The 17,104-nt window shown below is 52.7% G+C and carries 12 protein-coding genes; 5 read left to right on the top strand and 7 right to left on the bottom strand.

Annotated features, from left to right (window positions below; all coding sequences use genetic code 11):
* Nucleotides 1–1,302: a polysaccharide biosynthesis/export family protein gene (locus MFFC18_RS12655; RefSeq protein WP_148618851.1), complete on the bottom strand. Its 1,302-nt coding sequence runs from the start codon at nt 1,300–1,302 to the stop codon at nt 1–3.
* Nucleotides 1,303–1,536: 234 nt separating this feature from the next.
* The gene (locus tag MFFC18_RS12650; RefSeq protein WP_075084294.1) at nt 1,537–2,163 is read right to left on the bottom strand and encodes a carboxypeptidase-like regulatory domain-containing protein; all 627 of its coding nucleotides are present in this window, start codon (nt 2,161–2,163) and stop codon (nt 1,537–1,539) included.
* Nucleotides 2,164–2,431: 268 nt separating this feature from the next.
* Between MFFC18_RS12650 and MFFC18_RS12645 the strand changes: the two genes are divergently transcribed.
* Entirely contained in the window at nt 2,432–5,020 is a 2,589-nt protein-coding gene (locus tag MFFC18_RS12645) for an O-antigen ligase family protein (protein WP_075084293.1), read from the top strand.
* Between the two features lie 204 nt (nt 5,021–5,224).
* A complete protein-coding gene (locus MFFC18_RS12640) occupies nt 5,225–7,516 on the top strand; it encodes a polysaccharide biosynthesis tyrosine autokinase (RefSeq protein ID WP_075084292.1) in 2,292 nt (763 codons plus the stop codon).
* A 149-nt stretch (nt 7,517–7,665) separates the two neighbouring features.
* On the opposite strand, the gene MFFC18_RS12635 is transcribed toward MFFC18_RS12640, so the two are convergent.
* From MFFC18_RS12635 to MFFC18_RS12625, 3 genes are all read right to left on the bottom strand, one after another.
* Nucleotides 7,666–8,745, bottom strand: a complete 1,080-nt coding sequence (locus MFFC18_RS12635; protein WP_075084291.1) for a Gfo/Idh/MocA family protein — start codon at nt 8,743–8,745, stop codon at nt 7,666–7,668.
* 254 nt (nt 8,746–8,999) lie between these two features.
* Nucleotides 9,000–9,980: a CPBP family intramembrane glutamic endopeptidase gene (locus tag MFFC18_RS12630; protein WP_075084290.1), complete on the bottom strand. Its 981-nt coding sequence runs from the start codon at nt 9,978–9,980 to the stop codon at nt 9,000–9,002.
* Between the two features lie 28 nt (nt 9,981–10,008).
* Nucleotides 10,009–10,848 carry an MBL fold metallo-hydrolase gene (locus tag MFFC18_RS12625; RefSeq protein ID WP_075084289.1) on the bottom strand — a complete coding sequence of 280 codons (840 nt, stop codon included), beginning with the start codon at nt 10,846–10,848 and terminating at the stop codon, nt 10,009–10,011.
* A 376-nt stretch (nt 10,849–11,224) separates the two neighbouring features.
* Between MFFC18_RS12625 and MFFC18_RS12620 the strand changes: the two genes are divergently transcribed.
* The 3 genes from MFFC18_RS12620 to MFFC18_RS12610 all read left to right on the top strand — a co-directional run bounded on the left by MFFC18_RS12620 (nt 11,225) and on the right by MFFC18_RS12610 (nt 14,006).
* Nucleotides 11,225–13,237, top strand: a complete 2,013-nt coding sequence (locus tag MFFC18_RS12620; RefSeq protein WP_157665126.1) for a protein-disulfide reductase DsbD family protein — start codon at nt 11,225–11,227, stop codon at nt 13,235–13,237.
* A gap of 93 nt (nt 13,238–13,330) precedes the next feature.
* The gene (locus tag MFFC18_RS12615) at nt 13,331–13,597 is read left to right on the top strand and encodes a hypothetical protein (protein WP_075084287.1); all 267 of its coding nucleotides are present in this window, start codon (nt 13,331–13,333) and stop codon (nt 13,595–13,597) included.
* A gap of 10 nt (nt 13,598–13,607) precedes the next feature.
* Nucleotides 13,608–14,006, top strand: a complete 399-nt coding sequence (locus tag MFFC18_RS12610; protein ID WP_238381246.1) for a cytidine deaminase — start codon at nt 13,608–13,610, stop codon at nt 14,004–14,006.
* Between the two features lie 8 nt (nt 14,007–14,014).
* Here the strand turns inward: MFFC18_RS12610 and MFFC18_RS12605 are convergent, their stop codons facing one another.
* Together MFFC18_RS12605 and MFFC18_RS12600 are read right to left on the bottom strand one after the other, a co-directional pair.
* Nucleotides 14,015–15,436 carry a pyridoxal phosphate-dependent decarboxylase family protein gene (locus tag MFFC18_RS12605; protein WP_075084285.1) on the bottom strand — a complete coding sequence of 474 codons (1,422 nt, stop codon included), beginning with the start codon at nt 15,434–15,436 and terminating at the stop codon, nt 14,015–14,017.
* 91 nt (nt 15,437–15,527) lie between these two features.
* Nucleotides 15,528–17,078: a sulfatase family protein gene (locus tag MFFC18_RS12600; RefSeq protein WP_075084335.1), complete on the bottom strand. Its 1,551-nt coding sequence runs from the start codon at nt 17,076–17,078 to the stop codon at nt 15,528–15,530.
* Nucleotides 17,079–17,104: the final 26 nt, after the last annotated feature.

The following is a 17,104-nucleotide window of genomic DNA, read 5'->3' as shown; positions in this document are numbered from 1 at the left end:
TTAGCGGAACAGCTGGAAGATTCCGCCGAACTGGAACACTGACAAAACAGAGTTCGTGATCAGCTCAGGCTTGCGATATTCCAGAATGATCAGATCGCCTGGCTGGATGATGACGCGTTCGGTTGGATCGCTCAACGCATAGCGAAGGTCAACATCGATCGCGACTTGCTCGCATCCGCATTTGCGAAGTACAGTCACCTGTGTCGCCGGCAGAATCGATCCAATTCCGCTGAAGCTGCTCGAGCTGCCACCGCCAGCGGTAGCTGATCCGTTTCCGCCAGCCAATGCCATCGCTTCGAGTACATCGATGTCGTAGTCGCGAGGCAGTGGGAAGCGTCCGCCGTCCAGAAGGCCGCCGGTGTAGAACACGTCGCGTTCACGGCCTTTGATGTAGACGATGTCTCCGTCCTGCAGCGTGATGTCGGCTTCGTCGATATTCGGGAACTCGTTTCGCTCTGCTTCGATTGGAATTCGAATCACATTGGCATCGTCAATGGTTGTTCCATTTGAGTTGCCTCCCATTGGGCCACCGACTTCCTGAACGATCGCATTGACGTTCGTGAAGTTGTTCAAGCCGCCGCGAAGAACGAGAAGCTCATTCAGTGCTCGTTCGCCAGGCATTCCGCCAGTTTCGCTGAGAGCGTGAAGGACATCGTTCTCATAGGCCGGAAGCTCAATGGAGAATGACTGTGTCTGCATTGAGTCATCGATGAACGTTTCGTTATCGCGAATCGAGTTGCGAGCACCCGCAGCAGTCGTCAGGTCTTCCCGGATAACAAGAATGTTGTAAGTTCGTCGCTTCATCAGCGTAACGATGATTTTCTCGCTGCCTTCGAGAAGGATTTCTTCTTCGCTGTAGGCGTCGACGATTTCTTTCTCGGCGTCCGCCAAAGTCATGCCGGCGATCCGCAGCGGCTTGATTAGCGGCAACGAGATGTAGCCGTCATCGCGGATCGGCACAGGATAGCCAAGCGCCGGTTGCTGGCCAGCGTCCTCAGGGAAATGGACGGGTGGCGGCACGTCTTTGTCGCCAGTGATTCCCTGAATGTAAATTCCAAGGGTGTCGCCACGGCCAAGGATGTATTGCTGAGGCGGCGACTGGCGTAGCGTCAGAAAGTTAATCTGAGTCGTTGTGTCTGGCTTGCAGCACGCCGCATTGAGCACTTCGCTTGCCGGAGTCAGATCGGTTGGACCGTATGATTGGCAACCAGAGAGTCCAGAAACAGCGACGCATAGAAAGGTTGTCGCCCATAACCTCGTTTTTGTAATCACAGCATTCATGTGCCGGATCTCCCACTTCAATCGATCAATCCTCCTGATTCCAAAATCAGGATAGTATCAACAGGTTCGGTTATCCGGACGATCCGCTGTGAAGGGTTATGACGGAGTTCCACATGTTCCAGTGAGTGAAGTTGTTCCGATTTTCAGGGTATCAATGATTTCGTTTGCATTGACGCGCAGGGAAGGCAAACCATGAAAAAAGCCCCAAGCAACAGAATGCCAGGGGCTTTAATTAATTCGTGTCCAGATCGGGTTTTAGCGATCCGGGCTTGCATCGTCGCCCGCAAGTCCAGCGAGTCCAGCGAGACCAATCAGTCCAATGCGACCGTTGCTCAAGAGTCCACCACCAAGGCGTCCACCGAGACGACCGCCACCAAGTCCGCCGCCGCATGTGTTGCATGAGCCGCAGCTAGACGAAAATGAAGACACAGGAGCCGAAGCGTAGTTGTCGTAAACAACGTTCGAGCTTGCACCGCACATGCCGAGCGAGCAAGGAGAGCCGACTGCTGGGCTGGAGTAAGGGACTACGTTGTACGACTGAGTACCAACATATCCGTCAGCCGATCCCAGCATCTGGTAAGCACCAGGTGCAACATTGGCGAACGAAAAGTTGCCTTTTTCGTCGGTCTCGACTGCGTCGATGACTTTGCCATTCGCAGAAAGAGAAACTTTCACGTTAGCGGCAACTTCTTTAGATTCCTCAAGGAAAGCCTTGCCTTCAAGAGCTCCCTCTTCGTTCAGCATTACTTTGACGCTTTTCTTCACGACAGTAGTTGCTGCGTCGGATGCGACCGCTGGTGCCTCAATTTTGGCATCCTGGGCTGTCGCAGCTGCTGCGAACAGGCAGCACATAAGGACAGCGGCAAACTTCTTGATCAACATGGTGAAAATCCTGGGTGGGTAGCGGGAATTCAATCCCAATCGTTTATCTAAATTGCCCAAGTGGTTTTCGGGCGACTGCTTAGTATATTTATTTGCCCTAATTGGTCAAACGAAAATTGAAAAAAAACTGACCATATGAGATAACCCGCACGACTGTCTGTTACAGCCAGATCATTGGGTGATTCGCCACGATTGATCATGAATGGCGGCGGATAATCAGACCTTATTTTTAGTTCCCTCCTAATTGTCCCTCACGTTGCCCAAAATTATGAAGTTCGCTTCAACCCTTCTTGCTGGACTCATGATTTTGGCGGCCCCTTGGCCCATCGGCGGCAACTATTTGTACGTCCGAACCGTGGTGCTGCTGCTGGCCGCAGTGCTTGGCGGAATGGCTGCATTGAGCTGCCTTGTCGAGCGAAAGAAATTTCGCACTAGCATGGTCTGGTTTGTACTCCCATTGGCTGCCGGATATGCGATCTATCAGTCGCTTTCGCTCAGCGGTCCGATCTCGGTTTATCCATCTGCATCGCGAGCCCAGCTTTATGTGTTGGGTAGCGCTATCGGTCTGTTTCTCTCGTCGATTGTACTTTTTCGCGAGCGATCAACCGTCGAGCCGCTGCTGATATGTGCAGGTGTGACCGGGTTTGCCGTCGCATTCGTCGGTATCGTCCAGAATCTCGGTTGGAATGGGAAGATCTTGTGGGTCTATGAGTTGCTGTACGGAGGTGTCCCTTTCGGTCCGTTCGTGAATAAAAATAATGGTGCGGGATTTCTGATTCTGGTGCTTGCCGGGCCGCTCTATTTTTTGGCCAAGCAATTCATGGCCAACGCGAAACAAAATGAATTTGAATACGCTGCCGGCGACGTCTCTCTTTCTTCGTCGCATCGTGCGCGTGAAAAGTTTCGGCCTGTGCTCGCGTTGTCGAGGTTCCTCGCAAATCTCGAAGCCAAACACCTCTATTGCCTGACTGGGTTGATTGCGATTGTCGCCGGTGTGTTTTTGTCATTTTCGCGAGGTGGATCGGTCAGCGTCGTTGCCGGTTTGTCGACTGGCTTGCTGTTGTTGATGCTGGCCAATCGGTGGGCGGTCGTTCTGGCGGCTATCGTTATCGCGTCTTGCATTGGGACAGCAATGTGGGTCGAGCAAGCTGATGCGGTTTCCCAGTCCTTGGCCTCGATCGCGGAAGCCGATGAAGATTCAGCGCCGCGTCTGATGCATTGGAAAGACGCAACCTCATACTACAAAGCACATTGGCTGTTGGGGTCCGGGCTTGGAACGTATCGCTACGAATACCCTGTCTTCCAACAGCAGGCGTTTCGAGGAAAGTTTGCTCACGCAGAAAACGTCTATCTCGAAACGCTCGCGGAATTGGGTATGCCCGGGATGGCCGCCTTGGGGCTGACGCTGCTAACCCTGTTGTACTCAATCTGGTTGTTATTTCGGCAGCCACGCTCGGCAGATCGCGCTTTAGCCGTTGCTGGAGCGGCTTCGATTGTTGGATTGATGGCAGCGAGCTGTCTGGATTTTGGAATTTATCAACCGGCGAATTTTGTTGTGGCCGCCATCCTTTTCGGTTGCATCGTTGGACGTGCAAGTCATCCAGAATGTCGTCTGGATCGTGCTGGCAATGACGGCAGGAAATCGCTAGGAAACTACTATCGATTCGGCGTGCTTTTGATTTTAATTCTGACGTCGGCCTATTCAGCATTCCCCAGCGCGGCCATTGAATCAGTTCAATACGCAAAGCGGCAAATTGGATTGCATGTTAAATACAAGGGAGACAGTGCCCACAGGCTGGACCGAGCGGAAAAGGCGTTGCTGTTTTCGGAAAAGTTTTTGCCTGAAGACTGGGAGACTCAGTATTTGCTTGGGCAGTGCGAAGTATTTCGCCATCGACAAAAGTTGACCGAAGAGGTCGTCAATGAGATGGATATCGCGATCCGCCAGCAAGGTGCTGAGGCCGGGATGAGCGAAGAGGAAATCGAAGAACAATTCCCGCCACGATCCGATTTCTGGATGACGACATCGCTAATCAATCTTCACCGCGTGATGCGCATCACTGAGGCTCAGAACCCAACCGAATTCAGATCGATGCGCGGTGATCCAACGGTCGTCACGCCAGAGCTTCAAAAGGCTTGGGTGCATTTCAACGAGGCCCTATCACGATGCGATCGTAGTGAACGCATCCACTTCCGTTTGGCTCAGCTCACGGTGCTGTTGGGTCCGGAAGAGGGCAATCGCGAGGTGGAGTCAAAGCATGTTCGCGACGCTCTCGAAATGGCCAAAGGGTACACCGGGCTTTCTTACGATGCAGGGCTCTTGTGCATGCATTCCGGGAACTTTGAACAGGCCGCCGAACTGTGGGCAGGTTGCCTTTCACGGAGCCGGCAATACGAAGGACGAATTGTCCAGTTCGGAGTTGGGCTTCCAGCGAAACTTTATTTTGAGACCGTCCTCCCGCAAAATCCGCAAGACTTGCTTAGATTATCAAAACAGTACTTTTCAGCCCCGGAACAGAAGGTTCCAAATCAACTCTTGCTGGTCCATACTAGAAGACTCATTAAAAGCTCGAATCTTGACGATGTCCAAAAAAGCGTGCTAAACGCGCAAGCTTGGTTTCTCGCCAAAGATTTTGAAAAGGCTTGCAAAGAGTTCGAGGTGGTGCTGGCGTCAAATGCTGATCGCCCGGAATGGCGGCTTGATTACGCCAAATCTCTTGCCGAGATCGGTCGTTACGATGATTCGATCAAGGAAATGAAGATTTGCCAACTGGAACAGCCCGAGGCCGCTATTAAAATCTCACGCTTAGTTGAACGATTGAAGCGAGAGAGACTCCGCCGACAAAACAGCGAATAGGAATGAAGCCCCTATTCGTTCATATCCAAAGTTAATTTCCCCCAAATTCAGACCCAACCAGCCGATTATCGATTATGTCGATAAGTCGGTGTTCGGCAAAATGCCGAATCCAACCTGGAGCAAGTGCTTATAATGTCCGGATTACGCCCAGTCCAAAATAACAACAATAACTATGGCATCCCGCAACCGCAGGGATCCGGCTCAATGCCATCTTCCGGTGGCGGACTTTCGGAGTTGTACAACTTTGACGTGTTCGACATGGTCCGGCGAAAGATCTGGCTGATACTGTTCTTTACGTTGCTTGGCATCGCCGCTGCATTGTTGTTCTTCTTTCAGGCTCCAAAAACGTATCGCTCGACGGCAAAAGTTTTTGTCGATGAAAAGAGCGCGCCGAGCATTTCGGAAGAAGACGGCTACGCTCAGGACACCGTGGAAAAATACATCGAGATTTTGCGAAGCACGGCGACGCTCAAGAATGCGATTCGCGATGGCAAGTTCGAGCAGATGGAAACCTTCGAGGATGTCGATTCTGTCATCCGCTATTTGCGAGACGGGAAAGCTCTGATCGCAAAGTCCGCCGATGTTAAATCGAACTCGGGCGTGATCAAGATTTCTTTTGACGGCGGCAATCAGAAAGAAGCTGAGCAGATCTTGGATGCAGTTGTCAAAGCTTTCGGTAGCTACATCGATTCGGACGCTGAAGAAATTGGTGGCCAGACCACTCAGCTTTGGAAGACGCTCAATGAAAACATGCTGAGCCGCACGAAAGAAGTTCAGGAAGAGATCGAGAAACTGATGGGGCTTCCAGAGATGCTGATCGTCGACGGTCGCGTCCAGAATCCTTACCAGCTCCAACAAGCCCGGTTGCACGAAGAGTTACATCAATTGCGTCGAGAACGTACTCGACTCGAGGCACGCGTGACTTCAATCCAACAGGCCAAGGCGATGGGTAAAAACCCGGAGTCACTGGTGATCGGTGTCTTGCAGGAGTTCAGCGAAACAAACATGGGAGCTTACACTTCCACACACAATAAGTACGTTGAGTTGAAAATGCTGGAGCAGGAGCTGCTGCAACAATATGGCTCCAATCATCCGGAACTTAAGAATGTTCGTAAACAAATCGCGATGGTCGATTCAATGCGAATGCAGGAACTTTCGTCGCTGCGAGGCGAAGAAAATGAACTGCAGGGCAAGCCCGATATGGTTGCTGATTTTGTCGAGCGAGTTGCCGGCCAAATTGCAATGATCTCTGCCCAGGAGAAGAGCCTTGAGGAATCGATTCTTGATGAGCAGCGTAAAGCTGCACAGACCTCGGTCAATATCGAGCGATTGCTGGCTTTGCAGAGAGAACGCGATCGCCTTGAGTTGTACAGCGACAACACGATTGACAAGCTTGGTGAGGTCGAAGTCCTCAAGGATTTTAAATGGCGAAAGATGTCAGAACTGAATCCAGCCTCGGTCGCTGAGCAAGTGGCTCCAAGCCTGCCGCTGTGTCTTGGCGGTGGACTGTTCCTTGGAACATTGCTTGGATTCCTGTTCGCGGGCGTCAAAGAGATGGCTGAGAAAACCTTCCGCTCTTCAGAAGACATCGCAGCGATTCTGGGCTCTCGAGTCATCGGTCACGTTGGACTGTTCCAACGAGTTCGTCCTCGCAAGGATTCACCTTTTTCAAATGTTGCTCCAGAATTGATCGCGCTTCACCAGCCGTCGAACCAGAACTGTGAAGCCTATCGTTCGATTCGAACATCGATCTTTTTCCGGGCCCAGGAAACGGGTGCGAAGATTATTCAGATGACCAGCCCGACACCGGGCGACGGTAAGTCAACGACGATCGCCAACCTGGCAGCGTCAATGGCTCAGTCCGGTCGCAAAGTGCTTTTGATCGACGCCGATTTGCGTAAGCCGCGTCAGCACAAGTATTTCGGAGTCGACAACGACTACGGTTTGACGTCCGTCGTTTATGGACAGATGGAACCTGAAGAAGCCGTTCGCGTGATTCAGCCCGAGTACCTGTCGGTCGTCACCTGCGGTCCGATTCCTCCGAACCCGTCCGAGCTGCTTACTTCGGCTCGTTTCGAAGCGATCATCGGTGTCTACCGTGAACAGTATGACTACATCCTGATCGATACGCCGCCACTGTTGGCCGTTACGGATCCGGCAATCGTTTGTCGCTTCGTCGACCTCGTGTACATGGTTATGCGAATCACCAATGGTGTCCGAAGCAATTCGGTTCGTGCAAAAGAAGTCATCGATTCGATGGGCGTCGAACTGTCGGGTGTTATTATCAACGGCCTTCGTCGTCGCGACCAGAAAACCTACGACTACAAAGGCGGCAAGTACGGCTACGGCGGATACACTTACGGCGGAGGATACGGTTCGAGCTACGGCAAAAACTACTCGGGCAATGCTCCGACTCCTGCAGCGAATACTCCGTCGCATCAGCCACCCATTCCAAATTTGGTCGATGCGAAGTCGTCGTCAAAGTCCCGTAACTAACCAGCGACCAATTGGTTTCGCCATCCAGATCAAAACTGGATGGCTATTCAAATCAAAAAGCCGAGCTGACGATTCAGCTCGGCTTTTTTCGTGTCGCTGTGAGATGGAAGAACAATCGATCCTCCGTTTTGAACCTGGTTCGGGCTCCGCTATTTCTTGCGAGCCTTCAACACAGGGTCAATTTTCAAAGGCAGCTTTACGGTCTTGCCTGTCTCCGCAGCTTTATAGATCGCCAGAATCACTTCCACGCTGCGACGTCCCTCGGCCCCGTCGATCGCCATCGGTTTTCCCGTTTTGATCGCTCGAATCACATCGCGGAACTGTTTCTCGTGGGCCTCGAATCCAATCGCGGACGGATCTGCAGCACCCCCTCCGGTCTCGGTAACAGAATTGAATTCATCGATGATCTTCTTGTCCTTGGCTGTCTTCTTCCTGAACTCCCAAACCTTGATGTCTTCCTCTTCGATGACTGCCGAACCGTCGCTGCCGTGAATTTCGGTTTTCTTCAGCATGCCAGGAAACGCCGCCGTCGACGCTTCGATAACGCCGAGGGCTCCGTTTTCGAACTTCAAAGACGCGGTTGCCACGTCTTCGACTTCGATCCGATCGTGAGCAAGCGTTGCCGTCTGAGCGGAAAGCTCTGCCACTGGGCCCATCAGCCAGGTCAGCAGATCAACGTTGTGAATCGCCTGGTTCATCAAGGCTCCTCCACCGTCGAGATCCCACGTTCCACGCCACTGTCCGCTGTCGTAGTATTCCTGAGTCCGGAACCATTTGACGTAGGCGTCGCCGAGCGTCAACGTTCCGAAACGGCCTTTGTCGATGGCTTCTTTCAGCAATTGGCTGGCGCGATGGAAGCGTGATGGGAAGATCGTCGAAAGCAAAACGCCATTCTTCTTGCAGGCTTCAATGATTCTGTCGCAGCGTTTAAGCGTGATTTCCAGAGGCTTTTCTATTATCAGATGTTTACCAGCTTTCGCCGCAAGAATCGCGGGCTCCATGTGAGCACCGCTGGGAGTGCAAATCGTGATCACATCCACTTTGGGATTGGCCAGCATCGCCTGCAAGTCATCGTACGGCTCGCAGTCATACTCGGCAGCCAGCTTCGTTGCCGATTCCATTCTGCGGCTTTGGCAACCAATCAATTTCGCGCCGGGGATCGCTTCAATTGCTTTGGCGTGAAAGTTGGCGATCATTCCGCATCCGACGATTCCAAATCCGATTGGCATTTTTGTTCCTGTATTCAAGCGTTTTGTGAAGCTGGATCATAACCGAGTCGACAAATCTGTCCCAGTCTCGGCGCAATTCAATTAGCAGGTGAATCTGTCAGTAGGAGTAGGCGAGTCTGTCCCAAGCTCACGCACGTCATTGGTAGAGTAGTAGGCAAGTCTGTCCCAAACTTGAGCCTGCCAACTCAAACGAAGCCCGTCCCAGACCTGCACATCGAACATTCTAGTCTGACACCAAGTCCGCATTTCCGGATTTACCAAACCAACGCCGGGGCCGGCTCGACGTCGGCAGGCATCAATTCGGGATACATGACTCCCAGCGTCAACATCGTCAGCGACAGAGAATTCAGCAGCATGTGCACGATGACGCACGGCCAAAGCGAACCTGACTTGCGAAATACATAGCCAATGCCGATCGACAGGAAAAACAGCGGGATAGGAGCCGGTCCTTGCCCCATATGAACTCCGGCGAACGCAATGGAAGTAATCAGAATCGGCGCCCAGAACTGCAGCTGTTTAAAGTAACCGTTGGCAAACTCACGGGCTGTACTTTCCTCAACGACTCCGCCACTGAACCAGGCTTTCGGTTCGTCATAGTCAAACGCCCGTTGCAACCACCCCTGGATGAGCCCACGAAAAAAGAACTCTTCCGCCAACGGCGCCACGCCGACTGCGGCAATCCATGCCCATATCGCAGTTGCACCCGTAAAGTTCTCCGTAAGAGAATCGAGCGTCGGATGCGTGTACGGAATGAGCTGAGTCACAACCAACTGAATCAGCATGACGACAGGAATCAGCATCAGCGAGCTTACGATCCCAAGCAGAACATCGTTGCCCAGCCATTTGCCGCTGCCAAGCCAACCCACGCGACGATGCCGAATCAGCAAATAGGCCGCGGCGGCGAAAGTCGAAAGTAACTGCAGCAACGCCATCCAGCCGCTAAACTCGAGCAGCTGCCTTGGGCTCAAGGACTCCGGGTCTTGCAACTGCTCGAAGCTGATGCCCATCAAAAGCGGCACCAAAATCAGCCCGACCGATTGCAGGCAAAACCAGAGCAAAACGGTTACGAAAATGTCGACCATTCCGACGGGCGAAACTTGCTGCATGCGAGGCAACATGAACTCTTCGCGCCGCTGCGTACCGAATAACGGCCTATAGGCAGAAATCCGGATCGACCAAAGCGCAAGGCAGATCGCGAGGATCGAGTATTGAACGATGGCGAAAGCAGTTAGCATATTGAGTTGACGTTGCGTTTGCCCATCACTAAACCCATAGTTTAAGTCGACCGTCGAGCATGTCCGGCAGACCCTTTCGCACATGATGCATCGCCTGTCTTGGCGAGTAACGTGTGCTCAAATGCGACGCGACGATCAGTTCGTTCTTGAACTCGTTCTTGCGATCCACAAAATCATTCAGGTGCATGTGACCATTCTTGTGGATCAAGTCCTGGCGGTGATCGGGTGCGACGAACGTCATCTCGGTAATCAAGATTTTGACTTCGTAGAAAAGCGGATTGTCATCCAGGCCACGCGGCGACGTGTCACCCGTATAGCCAATGATCGGCACGCGAATCTCTTCGGTCACTTCGGTTCCGGCCTCTCTCAAATCCCGAATCTGCTCTCCGGACAGATCGCGAAACTCAGCCTTCAGCTTGTTGCGACGTTCAAAAATGACGTATCCCATGCTGGTGACGGTATGCGTCGTGCGAAGTGTCTTGACGACCAGTTCGCGGGAAAGTTCAAACTCGTCTCCGGCGACCAGGCCGATCAAATCGCACGGCATTTTGCCACGGTCAAGTGCTTCGAAAGACGTCAGCATTTTGCGAATCGACTTGGTCATGTAAGCCGGCATGAGCAAGCGTGGTGGTGCCATTTTCATCAGCCGTCGTCGGGAAACGTGCAGCGGGATTCCAGCCACGTGGTCGAGATGCGCGTGCGAGATCATCCACGTAGGTGTCCCCATGAACTCCCAGGGATGCGCTCCGAGGTCGAAGCCGAGCTTCAGCTCAGGGATTCGCCAATAGGACTGAACGGCTGCCCGGGAGTATCCTTCAACAGTCAGGTCACCGTGCGAATGTGTTAAAAGTGGAACGTTTTCGGTCATGTGGAAATCTGATATCACTCAAAATGTCGGCCAATTGCGATACTAATGGCATTCGCGGATGTTAGAGCATGGGTCGCTTTGGAAGTTCGCTGTTTGCGAAATTGAGACCAATTTGGAAAGCCACACGCTACAAAAGCCGATCAAACATTAAAAATAGAGGAAGTCTGGTAGGTTTCGCGACCTCAAAACGTCCAAAATTGGTGTTTCTTATCGAATCTTGCCGTGCGTCAAAATCGTCGCGATTCAGATTGCACTTTGGTAACGCTTTACAATATCCTCAGCGACAATCTGTTTCGGTCCAACTCCGGAACTTGATCCTTGTTTAAAAACGACGGTTGATATGTATTCAGTTTCGATACGTTCGATTCGACATTTGATGATGGTTGCACTCGCCGCGTGCTTGCTGGTGGGAGTATCTGCAGGAACCACGGTTGCGCAGTTCGGAACGCCTGCTTTTGGCGCCGACGGTGATCCATTTACGCTGACCGCAAAGTTCGGCAGTTTCAAGGACAGCAACAAAGGCATCCTGACGGTCACGGCCACGATTGAAAAGCCATGGCACATCTATTCGCTGACCCAGCCCGAAGGTGGGCCGACTCGTTCCGAAATCATTATTGAAGATTCGGAAAAGTTTAAGATCACGGGCGACTTCGAGCCTGATTCGGATCCACACTCCGAGGTCGAAGAAGCCTTTGCGCCTGTCCCCAGCGAATATCACGAAGGCACTGTAAAATGGAGTGCTCCGATCCAGCTTGCTGAGGGAGTCGATCCTCAAGAGCTCGCGATCGAGGTCTCTTACGCGGGTTTGCGTTGTGCGGGAATGGAGGGCTGTGTTCCGATTGGTGGTGTCGAGGCCGTCGCAAACTTCGGCGGGTTCATCGAGGCTATCAACAGTGACGCGCCGCTGCGAATCGAGGATTCACATCTTTTGATCTCTGGCAAGCTGGCACACGAGGGCGGAGGCAAACTCAAGCCAGGCGACAAGGCATTCGTCGAGGTGAAGCTGGAGCCGGTCGATGGATTTCACGTCTATCAGTACACGCCGGATCCTGAAAAGCCAGAATCTGTCGAAAAGCTCACGTTGCTGGCGGTCACAAAAGCCAATGACTGGTCGATTGACGCCGTCGAAGTCATTCCGGAAGACCCTGCGACAGTGAAAACCAAGAAGGGTGTCAAGCACTATGAAGGCCCGGTAACGCTGAAGATTCCGTTCACCATCGGAGCAGAGGCTGAGGCCAAAGAATACGTTCTTGGCGGAGTCGCTGGATTTCAAACCTGCGATCCAAGAGGCTGCACTCAACCGCGCGGCGTCAGCTGGGAAGTCACGGTGCCGGTCGCGGTCGAGTCGACGGCGTCTCCGAATCTGCGCGTGACCGATACGGGCGTCCAATACAGCGAGGTCGAAGAAAAAGTCAAAGACGCCGCTGAGAAGAACAAGAATAACGCCGGAGCATGGTCTGGTTATTCGCCAATGGTCGTGCTTCCATTGGCTTTCGTGGCCGGATTCATTTTGAACTTCATGCCATGCGTTTTGCCGGTCGTCGGCCTGAAGATTATGTCGTTCATGCACATGGCCGGTGAGAACCCTCGCCGTGTGTTTATGCTGAACTTCGTCTTCGTGCTGGGGATGTTGGCGGTCTTCATGGTGTTCGCTGCGTTGGCCGTCACGTTCAATTTTGGCTGGGGAGAAGCCTACACCAATCTGTCGTTCAAAGTCATTATGATCGCGATCGTGTTCGGATTCGGTCTCAGCTTCTTCGGCCTGTGGGAAATTCCGATGCCCGGCGTCGTGAACTCGGAAAAGGCGAACGAGCTTGCCAATCAGGAAGGCTACGTCGGTCAATTCTTCAAAGGGATTTTGACCACGCTGTTGGCAACTCCTTGCAGCGGTCCAATGTTGATTCCGGCCGTCGTGTGGGCGATGGCTCAAACGCCTTTGATGACGTTCACGGTGTTCCTGTTTTTGGGGCTGGGAATGGCGTTGCCGTACCTTGTGATTGGCGCGTTTCCGAAACTGGCTGGTTTTCTGCCAAAGCCAGGTGGTTGGATGGAGACGTTCAAGCAGATCATGGGATTCGTTTTGATCGCGACCACAATCTTCCTGATCAACGGCGTTTCCGCGAAATACAATACTTCGGTTTTGACCATGCTGCTGTTCATCGGCCTCGGCTGTTGGTGGATCGGAAAAACTGAACTCTATGAACCGCTCGGGAAACAGTTGAAAGCTTGGGGGGCCGGTTTCGCGATCATCGCCTTTGGCGTGTTCCTCGCCTTCGGCGCGTTGCTTCCCTGGTATGAACTGGACTACAAACCTTACAGCGACGCGGCGGTCGCCAAGCATCTCAAAGAGGGCAGGACGGTCTTGGTGGACTTTACTGCAGACTGGTGAGCGGTTTGCAAAGTAAATGAGCGGTCCGCTCTGAACACCCGACTGACCAAGTCAGTTCTCGAAGCCCAAAACATCGTTGTCCTTAAAGCAGATATGACCAAGGATGCCCCTGAAGTTGAAAACAAGCTGGTTGAATTCGGCAACACGGCGAAAGCCATTCCGTACTACGCCGTGTTTCGGCCTGGCGAGGAACCACATCACTTCGATGGCAACTTTTTGACCGTCGGAGCGAAAGGATTTCTCGATACCGCAGGTATTTCCTGGTCGGAGGTGACTCCATTAAACCAGGTCAAAGGCAAGGACACGCCGAATGCGGAGTTGAAATCGACTGCCGATGTCATGGCGTCGCCTGCAGGGTAGAATGGTTTCCATGAAAATGGAAACTGAAACGCTTCTCATCGAGCAGGCGATTGCCGCTCGAGAGAAAGCTTACGCGCCGTACTCGAATTTCAAAGTCGGCGCTGCGCTGCTATTAGCCGATGGTGAGACAATCGTCACTGGCTGTAACGTTGAAAACGCATCCTACGGGTTGGCGATCTGTGCTGAACGCAATGCGATTTGTGCGGCGGTCGCCACTGGCCATCAGGATTTTCTCGCAGTCGTCGTCGCGGCCTCCCCATTGGCCTCGCCCTGCGGCGCTTGCCGACAGTTTATTGTCGAGTTCGGCAAAGACATCGATGTGGTCAGCGTTGATCCAAACGACACCTCCAAACGACTGCGTTGGACCAGTGACGAGCTGATTCCTGACAGCTTTGAGTTTGAGAAATAGCGTTCGCTTCAGCCGCCAGCGATTGAGCACATAAGCTCAAACACCAGATCCACATCTTTCTTGTCGGTCGTCCAATTGACCAGCGAGCATCGAATGCCGGAGATTCCGCCAAGCCGAGTCGGAGTCATGAATACTTTGCCGGTTGAGTTGAGTTCGTCCAGAAATTTAGTGACGCCAGATTCGAAAGCTTCATCCGATTCGAAATTCGCTTTCAAGGTAAAGCAAAGATTGTTCAGTCGCGTTGGTCCGATCAGTCGAAAATGTTCGCTGCGTTCGATCTGATCCGACAGGTGCTGGGCAAGTTCGATGCATCGATGGACGATCTCCTGATATCCGTCGGAACCGTAGGCTTGCAATGAGAACCATGCCGGCAAAGCACGAAATCGACGTGAGTTTTCAGGAAGCAGATTCAGATAGTTGAACTGCTGCATGGGATCGCCAAGGTACGCCGCATTCGAATTTTGAAACGTCGCAACCTGATGGTTGCGGTGCTGCTGACGCACAAGAAACACTGCACTGTCGTAGGGGACGTTGAGCCACTTGTGACAGTCGATGGTGATGCTGTCCGCGTGTTCCCATCCGTCAAGCAGATGGCGATGGTTGTCAGAACATGCCGCGAATCCGCCAAACGCCGCGTCGACGTGCAGCCAGAAACTGAATTCAGACTTCAGCTGATGGATCGCCATGAAGTCATCGAAGTCTACCGTGTTGACGGTCCCCGCGCTGGCAATGACGACGCCCGGTTGGCCATCGAGGCGATTTAACTTTCGGCGTAGATCAGCCACATCCATCGCTTCGCGGTCCTCTGGCAAAGACTCAACCTGAATGATGTTTCGACTGCCGATCCCCAGCATGGACAACGCTTTGATGGCAGAAGAATGCGGTGTCGCAGAAAGAATGTTGAGCGTTTGGTTGACACCGTCTTTGGCAAAATCGCGTCCCAGTTGGTGCCCGTACCATTGCCGTGCCACGCCGAGGCACGTGAAGTTGCTCATCGTCGCACCCGTCACGAAGCCACCCAGAAAAACGTCACGAGGAAGATGAAACAGGTCCAGCAGAAGATTTATGGTCTCCAGTTCGACGCGCGCCGACACATCGCCTTGCCCGTCAATCGTCTGCGTATTCTGATCGTATGCCGATGCGAGCCAGTCTCCGATCAAACTGGCCGGAGTCGTTCCGCCGATAACGAAACCCCAATACCGCGGTCCTGATGACGCAACCATGTGTGGCTCAAAACGTTGATTGAACAACGCCAACGTCGCTGCGGCACCGACTCCGTCCTGCGGCAGATCCAGCGAATTGTCTGGAGCGTCGATGTCGATACTTGTTGGACGATTGTCGAGCGACGCAACATAGGCGGCACTTTGTTCGGTCACTTTTTCAAGCAGCTGCCTGATGTGGTTTTTGTCGTTCTCAAGACGATGATGCATGGGCTACTTTGTGCCAGACTCTGTGTGTGGTTTGAATCGGCATTGTAACCCAGCGCGAGCATTTTAAGTCCTGCCCAGTGTGGTAACGGACCTACTCGTAGTCCCACTTCATGATCCAGGGATCTTCCAGTTCCTTCTGCATCGATTTCAGCTTGAGTTGATACTCCTTCAACACGCTGGCATGCTGTGGTGAATCCGCAAGGTTGGTCGATTCGCCAGGATCGTTCTCCATGTCGTACAACTCAAATTTTGGACGATGGATGTATTGGTCGACGGTTTTCAAACCATACATCGCGTCCGGACCTTTGCGAAACTGAGCCTGCCAACTCGACGCAACCCACAAATCGGTCGCGAAGGGATAGTCGAGTCCGTGAGCGATGTTCCAGATCAGCTTGAACTTTTTGTCACGCACGACACGCATCGGATAGTACATCGTGATCTCGTGAAAGGTATGCGAAGCGAAGATCGCCTGATGGTGTTGCGATGCCTCGCCTGCCAAAACAGGCATCCAGGACTTACCCTGATAGGATTTGAACTTGTTTCTTCCACTGCGATTGTCACGACCGAAGAGCCTCTGCTCTTTCCAAAATTTGTCTGGGTCGATCCACTTCTTTGGACCGTTTGTTTTGCTATCCAGCCCGCCAGCAAAATCAAGTAACGACGGTGTGATGTCGACGTGGCTGATCATGGCGTCGGTTTCGAATCCGCGACGTTTGTCATACGGATTGCGGACGACGAACGGAACATGTAGCCCCGTTTCGTAGACTGTTGTCTTACCGCCGGCGAAGGCCATGCCGTGATCAGACGTGAAAACAATCAAGGTTTTGTCATAGACTCCGGCTTCTTTGAGGATTTCAACCAGTTTCCCCAAACCCTGGTCGATCCGCGAGCAGGATTGATAGTATTGAGCCAGTTCTTCACGCGTCTCCGCCGTGTCGGTCAGGAAGTCTGGAACTGGAACCGCTTGTGGATCGAAGAATTTCTCGTCGATGCCTTTGTGAGATTTTTGCGCCGGTCGATTGCCAAACAGATTGGGCTTGAGCTCCAAGGTTGAATTTTTGTCGATGCCGCCACTGCGATGCGGATCCGACGTTCCAAAATACAAAAAGAAAGGCCGCTGATCGTCTCGGTTGTTGATGAACTCACGACACCTTTCGGCCATCAAAACCGGATTTCGTTGGTTCACCTCGCCAAACGTTTTCTCGAATCTGAAAACGGCTTCTGGCGCGACGTGATACTTTCCAATCTGCGCCGTTCGATAGCCTTCATTGGCCAGCACTCGCGGCAGAGACAGCGAAATGACGTTGTGGTAGGCGTTGAATTTATGAAAGTCGTGCGTGTGCCCGTAGAGTCCATTTTTGTGATTGTGCAATCCGGTCATCACCACCGATCGGCTGGCGCTGCAACTGGCTGTCGTCGCGAACGCGTTTCGAAACAACACGCCGTCTTTTGCCAGAGCGTCCACGTTGGGCGTGATGGCAACCGAATCTCCGTAGCAGCCGAGCGTCGGGCTTTCGTCGTCGGTGATGAAGAAGACGATGTTTCGCTCAGGCAAGTCGTCTGCTGCAGCGAAAGATTGAGGCCCCAGCCATGTCGCAGCAATCACGCATGTGAGAACTGCAAAGCCAATCTTGTAAATCATGGTCATCCTGTCAAAATCGATGAAGC

Source organism: Mariniblastus fucicola (genome assembly GCF_008087665.1).
Classification (GTDB): domain Bacteria; phylum Planctomycetota; class Planctomycetia; order Pirellulales; family Pirellulaceae; genus Mariniblastus; species Mariniblastus fucicola.
Note: the sequence above shows the minus strand (reverse complement) of the source record. Positions and strands in the feature narration are given on the sequence as shown.

Bases quoted from the DNA above. Each gene is read 5' to 3' on its own strand.
- MFFC18_RS12650 (WP_075084294.1), bottom strand. From the start codon at position 2,163: ATGTTGATCAAGAAGTTTGCCGCTGTCCTTATGTGCTGCCTGTTCGCA.
- MFFC18_RS12645 (WP_075084293.1), top strand. From the start codon at position 2,432: ATGAAGTTCGCTTCAACCCTTCTTGCTGGACTCATGATTTTGGCGGCC.
- MFFC18_RS12640 (WP_075084292.1), top strand. From the start codon at position 5,225: ATGCCATCTTCCGGTGGCGGACTTTCGGAGTTGTACAACTTTGACGTG.
- MFFC18_RS12635 (WP_075084291.1), bottom strand. From the start codon at position 8,745: ATGCCAATCGGATTTGGAATCGTCGGATGCGGAATGATCGCCAACTTT.
- MFFC18_RS12630 (WP_075084290.1), bottom strand. From the start codon at position 9,980: ATGCTAACTGCTTTCGCCATCGTTCAATACTCGATCCTCGCGATCTGC.
- MFFC18_RS12625 (WP_075084289.1), bottom strand. From the start codon at position 10,848: ATGACCGAAAACGTTCCACTTTTAACACATTCGCACGGTGACCTGACT.
- MFFC18_RS12620 (WP_157665126.1), top strand. From the start codon at position 11,225: ATGATGGTTGCACTCGCCGCGTGCTTGCTGGTGGGAGTATCTGCAGGA.
- MFFC18_RS12615 (WP_075084287.1), top strand. From the start codon at position 13,331: ATGACCAAGGATGCCCCTGAAGTTGAAAACAAGCTGGTTGAATTCGGC.
- MFFC18_RS12610 (WP_238381246.1), top strand. From the start codon at position 13,608: ATGAAAATGGAAACTGAAACGCTTCTCATCGAGCAGGCGATTGCCGCT.
- MFFC18_RS12605 (WP_075084285.1), bottom strand. From the start codon at position 15,436: ATGCATCATCGTCTTGAGAACGACAAAAACCACATCAGGCAGCTGCTT.
- MFFC18_RS12600 (WP_075084335.1), bottom strand. From the start codon at position 17,078: ATGATTTACAAGATTGGCTTTGCAGTTCTCACATGCGTGATTGCTGCG.